The sequence below is a fragment of the Micromonospora sp. CV4 genome (assembly GCF_003667455.1).
GTDB lineage: Bacteria > Actinomycetota > Actinomycetes > Mycobacteriales > Micromonosporaceae > Micromonospora.
Map to the genome: position 1 here is coordinate 1 of NZ_RCVI01000446.1, position 6,650 is coordinate 6,650.

Here is a 6,650-nt window from a genome sequence, read left to right on the forward strand (position 1 = left end):
CCCAGCCAGGTTGGCGACAACCAGTGTCTCCCCCCGCCGCATCAGCAGGAACTGATCCCCATGCTGCACGGAGACCGCATGCAAGCGAGGATCAGAGAGATCTGGAAGGCTCCGTCGCAGAGCGATCAGCCGCTGGTAGAACGCCAACATCTCCCGATGCTCAGGCTTGTCCAGCTCCGCCCAGTCCAACCGCGACCGCACGAACGTCTGCGGATCCTGCGGATCCGGCACGTCCCCTTCAGGCCACCCGTGCGCCGCAAACTCCCGCCGCCGCCCGTCCACCACCGCAGACGCCAACTCCGGCTCCGGGTGCGAGGTAAAGAACTGCCACGGCGTAGAAGCCGCCCACTCCTCCCCCATGAACAACATCGGAGTAAACGGAGCCGTCAGCAGCAACACCGCCCCAACCCGCAGCAACGAAGGCGACAAGGAGGCAGAGATCCGGTCGCCAGTAGCCCGGTTGCCGATCTGGTCGTGGTTCTGCAGATAGGCGACCAGCCGATGACCAGGTACGCGCGAGTCCAGAGGCCGCCCATGGTGCCGGTTACGGAAGCTCGACCAGGTCCCCGCGTGGAAGAACCCGCCGGTCAGCACGTCCGACAGCGTCTCTAGCGACCCGAAGTCCCCGTAGTACCCCTGCCGCTCCCCCGTCAGCAACGTGTGCAGCGCGTGGTGCGCGTCGTCGTTCCACTGGGCGTGCAGCCCGAACCCGCCCGCCTCGCGAGGGGTGATGAGCCGTGGATCGTTGAGATCTGATTCGGCGATCAGCGACAACGGCCGTCCCAGGTGCGTCGACAACGACTCAACGGAAACAGCCAGCTCCTCCAGAATCGGAACAGCCCGCGAGTCGGGCAGCGCGTGTACGGCGTCCAGGCGCAGCCCGTCGACGTGGTAGTCGCGCAGCCACATGAGCACGCTGTCGATGATGTAGCGGCGTACCTCGTCGGAGTGCGGGCCGTCCAGGTTGATCGAGCGGCCCCAGCTGTTGCTCTGCTCGGCGAGGTACGGCCCGAACCGCGGCGCGTAGGCCCCGGAGGGCCCGAAATGGTTGTAGACGACGTCGAGGATCACCCCCAGCCCCTTGGCGTGGGCGGCGTCGACGAGCCGTTTCAGACCGTCGGGCCCGCCGTAGGGCTCGTGCGGGGCGTACCAGCAGACCCCGTCGTACCCCCAGTTGTGTTCGCCGTTGAAGGCGTTGACCGGGAGCAGTTCGATCAGGTCGACGCCCAGCTCGACGAGGTGGTCGAGGCGGTCGATGGCCGCGTCGAAGGTGCCCTCCGGGGTGAAGGTGCCGATGTGCAGCTCGTAGAGGATGCTGCCGGGCAGTTGGCGGCCCGTCCACGAGCTGTCGGACCACGCAAAGTCGGCGTGGTCGTAGCGTCGGCTCGGCCCGTGCACACCAGCAGGCTGCCACGGCGACCGGGGGTCGGGCAGCGGCGTTTCGTCGTCGTTCAGCAGAAAGGAGTAGTCGAGCCCGGCGTCGGGCACCTCGACGCGCCACCAGCCGTCGGGGGCGGCGCGCATCTCGTGGTCGCCGTCGCCCGGCAGGCGCAGCCGGACCCGGGTGGCGTCCGGCGCCCACACGGTGAATTCGGTCATCACGCAGCCTCCACGGAAGCGGTGGAAGGAGCCAGCAGTGCGACGGGATAGTCGGCCAGCAGATCGGCCACGGAGGTCTCCCCGCCACTGTAGACCCGGCCAGTGAACAGGTCCTTCACCTCGTTAACGGGAAGCGACAGGACTGTGTCACACCAGCCGCCCGCACGGGCCAGGCCTAGTGGCAGGCGGGTGGCCACGGCGATCGCGCCGCCCCGGTCGAAGGCCACCGCGTGCCGCCCCTCCGGCCCGTGCGCCGGCACCGGCCGGTAGCCGGTGAACAGCTCCGGGTGCGCCCGGCGCAGGCGCAGGGTCCGCGAGACCACGAGCAGCTTCGCGGCGCCGCTGTCGTCCACCGGGGGACGCCAGCCGCCGTCCAGACGTGCCAGCAGCTCCCGGCGTACGGGAAAGTCGACCGGGCGGCGGTTGTCGGGGTCGACGAGCGAGTTGTCCCACAGTTCGGTGCCCTGGTAGGTGTCCGGAACCCCCGGCATGGCGAGCTGCACCAGCTTCTGGCCCAACGAGTTGGACCAGCCGGCCGGGGTGATCGCCGTCGCCAGCTCGGTCAGCTCGTCGTGCAGGCTCGGGTCGTCGTACATCAGGTCGACCACGGCGTGCATCGCCTGCTCGAAGACCGGGTCGGGGTCCGCCCAACTGGTCGAGGTCGACGCCTCCCGGGCGGCCTTCTCGACGTACGCGTGCAGCCGCTCCCGCTCGATCGGCCACGCGCCGACGGCGGTCTGCCACAGCAGGTGGGCGAAGGCCGGGTCGGGCAGCGGGGCGTACTCCATCCAGCTCTTGACCTGCTCCGCCCAGCGGCCCGGCAGCTCGCTGAGCACGGCCAGGCGGGCGCGAACGTCCTCGCCGCGTTTGGTGTCGTGGGTGGAGATGGTGGTCATGCTCGCCGGCCAACGGACCTGCTGGGCGGCGGCGAACCGGTGGAACTCCGCCGGCGGCACCCCGAAGTGGGCGGGGCTGTCGCCGACCTCGTTGAGCGCCACGAACCGGCTCCACCGGTAGAAGGCGGTGTCCTCCACGCCCTTCGCCATCACCGCGCCGGTGAACTGGGGAAAGCGCTGGGCCAGCTCGTCGTCGGGGTCCCGCAGCCGGCGGGTGACCGCGTCCAGGGCGAGCGTCAGGTCGGGGCGGCGTCGGCCCGCCTCGGAGCGGGCGGCGGCGAGGTGCCGGGCGCCGTGCGGCGGGTAGCCCCGGTAGACGGCGAACGCGGCGGCCAGCTCGGCGAGCGCCGCGCGCGCCTGCTCGGTCGGCACGTCGGGGGCGAGCGCGGCCAGCCGGGTCAGCTCGGCGGCGAGCAGCCGGGTGGCGGCGGCCAACTTGGTGGCGTGGGTCAGGTCCTCCCACGAGGTGTGCTGCCCGGTCAACCGGGTGTCCAGCACGGTGAAGTCGCCCTCGGCGTCGGTGTCGATGAAGAGCCCGCCGACCGCGGCGAGGGCGTCGTAGCCGGTGGTGCCGTCCACCGGCCAGTCCGGCAGCTCCTCGCCGTACTCCAGGATCTTCTCCACGATCAGCCAGGCCTCCGGCGCGGCGGCCCGCAGCCGGGTCAGGTAGCCCTCGGGGTCGCGCAGCCCGTCGGGGTGGTCGACCCGGATGCCGTCGACCTCCCCGGCGGCGGCCCAGCGCAGGATCAGCTCATGGGTGGCGGCGAACACCGCCGGATCCTCCACCCGGAGCCCCGCCAGGTCCGAAACGGCGAAGAACCGGCGGTACGTCAGCTCGGCGTCGCCGCGCCGCCAGGAAACCAACTCGTAGTGCTGCCGGTCGTGCACCTCGCGGGCGCTGCCGTCGCCGGTGCCGTCGGCGATCGGGAACCGGTGCTCGTGGTAGCGCAGCTCCCCGTCGACCACCTTCAGGTCGTCCAGGGCGGCCGGGTCGTCGGCCAGCACCGGCAGCAGCAGCCGGCCCCGGTCCCAGTCGATGTCGAACCAGTCGGCGTACGCCGAGGCGCGCCCCCGGCGCAGCACGTCCCACCAGGCGGGGTTGGCCGGCGGCACGGCCACCCCGGCGTGGTTGGGCACGATGTCGACGACCAGGCCGAGCTTCTTGTCGCGCAGCGCCCGCAGCAGCCGCTGCCGGCCCGCCTCGCCGCCCAGCTCCGGGTTGACGGCCCGGTGGTCGACCACGTCGTAGCCGTGCGCGGAGCCGGGGGTGGCGGTCAGCAGCGGCGCGCTGTAGAGGTGGCTGACGCCGAGATCCGCCAGGTAGTCGGCGATCTCGGCGGTGGCGTCCAGGCCGAAGCCGGGGCGGACCTGCACCCGGTAGGTGGCCGTCGGCGTCTTCTGGTCGGGCTGAGGGGTGGCAGCCATCTCAGATCGTCCTCTCCAGCACCACCAGGGAACGGTCCGGCACCCGGAGGGTGCCGCCCGCGCTGATCACCGTGACGTCGTCCGGTTCGGGTTCGGCGGTGCTGATGACGCGTTCCCACTTCTGGCCGTACTCGCTGCCGGGCAGGATGAAGTCCAGCGGCGCGTCATGGGCGTTGAAGCACAGCAGGAACGAGGCGTCGTGGTGCTTCTGGCCGTACTGGCCGCGCTCGCGGATGCCCTCGCCGTTGACGAAGAGCGCCACCGAACGGCCGAAGTCGTTGCCCCAGTCCTCGCCGGTCATCTCCCGCCCGTCGGGGGTGTACCAGGCCAGGTCGGGCAGCGGCTCGTCGATCTCGCGCCCGCCGACCGGCAGGCCGGTGAAGAACCGGCGGCGGCGGAACACCTGGTGCCGCTTGCGGAAGGCGGTGAGCGTCCGGGTGAACTCCAGCAGCTGGGAGTCGGCGTTGTCCCAGTCGACCCAGGCCAGTTCGCTGTCCTGGCAGTAGGCGTTGTTGTTGCCCCGCTGGGTGCGGCCCAGCTCGTCGCCGTGGCCGATCATCGGCACGCCCTGCGACAGCATCAGGGTGGCCAGGAAGTTGCGCCGCTGCTTGGCGCGTAGGGCGAGCACGGCCTCGTCGTCGGTGTCGCCCTCGACGCCGCAGTTCCAGGAGCGGTTGTGGCTCTCCCCGTCCCGGTTGTCCTCGCCGTTGGCCTCGTTGTGCTTGTCGTTGTAGGAGACGAGGTCGTTGAGGGTGAACCCGTCGTGCACGGTGACGAAGTTGATGCTGTGGAAGGGCCGGCGGCCGTCGTCCTGGTAGAGGTCGGCCGAGCCGGAGATGCGGGACGCGAACTCGGCCAGGGTCGCCGGCTCGCCGCGCCAGAAGTCCCGCACGGTGTCGCGGTACTTGCCGTTCCACTCGGTCCACAGCGGCGGAAAGTTGCCCACCTGGTAGCCGCCGGGGCCGACGTCCCACGGCTCGGCGATCAACTTGACCTGGCTGACCACCGGGTCCTGCTGGACCACCTCGAAGAAGGTGGAGAGCCGGTCCACCTCGTAGAACTCGCGGGCCAGGGTGGCCGCCAGGTCGAAGCGGAAGCCGTCGACGTGCATCTCCTGCACCCAGTAGCGCAGCGAATCCATGATCAGCTGAAGGGAGTGCGGGCTGCGCACGTTGAGGCTGTTGCCGGTGCCCGTGTAGTCGACGAAGTAGCGGCGGTCCTCCTCGCTGAGCCGGTAGTAGCTGGGGGCGTCCACCCCCTTGAAGCTCAGCGTCGGTCCGAGGTGGTTGCCCTCGGCGGTGTGGTTGTAGACCACGTCGAGGATGACCTCGATGCCGGCCGCATGCAGCGCCTTGACCATGCCCCGGAACTCCTGCACCTGCTGACCCAGCCGGCCCAGCGCGGAGTAGCCGTGGTGCGGGGCGAAGAAGCCGATGGTGTTGTAGCCCCAGTAGTTGCGCAGCCCCAGGTCGACCAGCCGGTTGTCGTGGATGAACTGGTGCACCGGCATCAGCTCGATGGCGGTCACGCCCAGCCGGGTCAGGTGCTCGATCATCGGCGGGGAGGCGATCCCGGCGTACGTGCCGCGCAGCTCCTCCGGGATGTCCGGGTGGCGCATGGTCAGCCCGCGCACGTGCGCCTCGTAGATCACCGAGTGGTGGTACGGGGTGCGCGGCGGCTTGTCGTTGCCCCAGTCGAAGTACGGGTTGACCACCACCGACTTCGGCATGAACGGCGCCGAGTCGGTCTCCGACATCCGCTCCGGGTGCTCCAGGTCGTAGTCGTAGACCGCCGGGTCCCACTCCACGTCACCGTCGATCGCCTTCGCGTACGGGTCGAGCAGCAGCTTGTGCGGGTTGCAGCGCAGCCCGTTCGCCGGGTCGTACGGCCCGTGCACCCGGTAGCCGTACCGCTGGCCCGGCTCGATCCCCGGCACGTACGCGTGCCACACGTACGCGTCCACCTCACGCAGCTCGACCCGCAGCTCGGCGCCGGTGTCCCACTCGTCGAAGAGGCACAGCTCCACCCGCTCGGCCAGCTCCGAGAAGATGGCGAAGTTGGTGCCCATCCCGTCGTAGGTGGCGCCCAGGGGATACCGCTCGCCCGGCCAGACCTGCATGTCGCTCCTTCAGACCCATGGTCATGGACGCACCGCGTCATGAGCGCACAGCGGAGCGGCCGCGTGCACGCACGCCGGTATTGCCCGTCGCCCGCTCGCGCCAATCCATCCTTTCAGGCGATGCCCGGAATCCACCTGTCTGTTGCGCGGCAGACCCCCAGGTGTCTTCCGTCACCTTGACCCCTCTCAGGATGCGCGTCGGCGTTCGATGCCCTTTGCTTGTTCAGGGGCACGCGCCCGCGCGCAGCCCCACTCGGCCCTCGGCCACCCCGCCACCTCCCCTTACGCCGCCATCGCTGCCGGCGCGTACCACCATGCCTGGACGGAGATTGATGTGACGACCCTGCGGGTCGGCGAGCAGCTCGCTACCACCCCGGATCGGATCCACCGACCCACCCTGACCTCCCGGCCCCAGCTCCCGGCGCAGCCCGGCCCGGGGGTGCCCCCGCAGACCCGCCGCATCCTGATGCTCTCGTGGGAGTACCCGCCGGTGCTCGTCGGCGGGCTCGGCCGACACGTCCACGCCCTCTCCGTCGCCCTCGCCGCCGCCGGCCACGAGGTCACCGTCGTCACCCGCCACGCCGAAGGCGCACCCCTGGAGGAGTACGCCG

Annotated in this window: 4 protein-coding genes; 1 reads left to right on the top strand and 3 read right to left on the bottom strand. The window is 70.6% G+C overall.

Annotation, left to right across the window (positions count from 1 at the left end; translation table 11 throughout):
- The 3 genes from treZ to glgX all read right to left on the bottom strand — a co-directional run.
- The coding region (gene treZ, locus EAD98_RS30300; protein WP_121657364.1) for a malto-oligosyltrehalose trehalohydrolase at positions 1-1,599 on the bottom strand (1,599 nt) is incomplete at its 3' end.
- Complete coding sequence (treY, locus tag EAD98_RS30305; protein WP_121657362.1) at positions 1,599-3,920, bottom strand: malto-oligosyltrehalose synthase; 2,322 nt, start codon at positions 3,918-3,920, stop codon at positions 1,599-1,601. The genes treY and treZ, both read right to left, overlap by 1 nt.
- 1 nt (position 3,921) lies before the next feature.
- Positions 3,922-6,039 carry a glycogen debranching protein GlgX gene (gene glgX / locus EAD98_RS30310; protein ID WP_121657363.1) on the bottom strand — a complete coding sequence of 706 codons (2,118 nt, stop codon included), beginning with the start codon at positions 6,037-6,039 and terminating at the stop codon, positions 3,922-3,924.
- Positions 6,040-6,373: 334 nt separating this feature from the next.
- Here glgX and EAD98_RS31730 point away from each other — a divergent pair.
- Positions 6,374-6,650 (top strand): glycogen/starch synthase (locus tag EAD98_RS31730; RefSeq protein ID WP_147457533.1); only part of this gene is annotated, 277 nt, incomplete at its 3' end.

What these genes read in the sequence shown, in the direction of transcription:
- glgX (WP_121657363.1), bottom strand. Translation starts at nt 6,039, where the DNA reads ATGCAGGTCTGGCCGGGCGAGCGGTATCCCCTGGGCGCCACCTACGAC.
- treY (WP_121657362.1), bottom strand. Translation starts at nt 3,920, where the DNA reads ATGGCTGCCACCCCTCAGCCCGACCAGAAGACGCCGACGGCCACCTAC.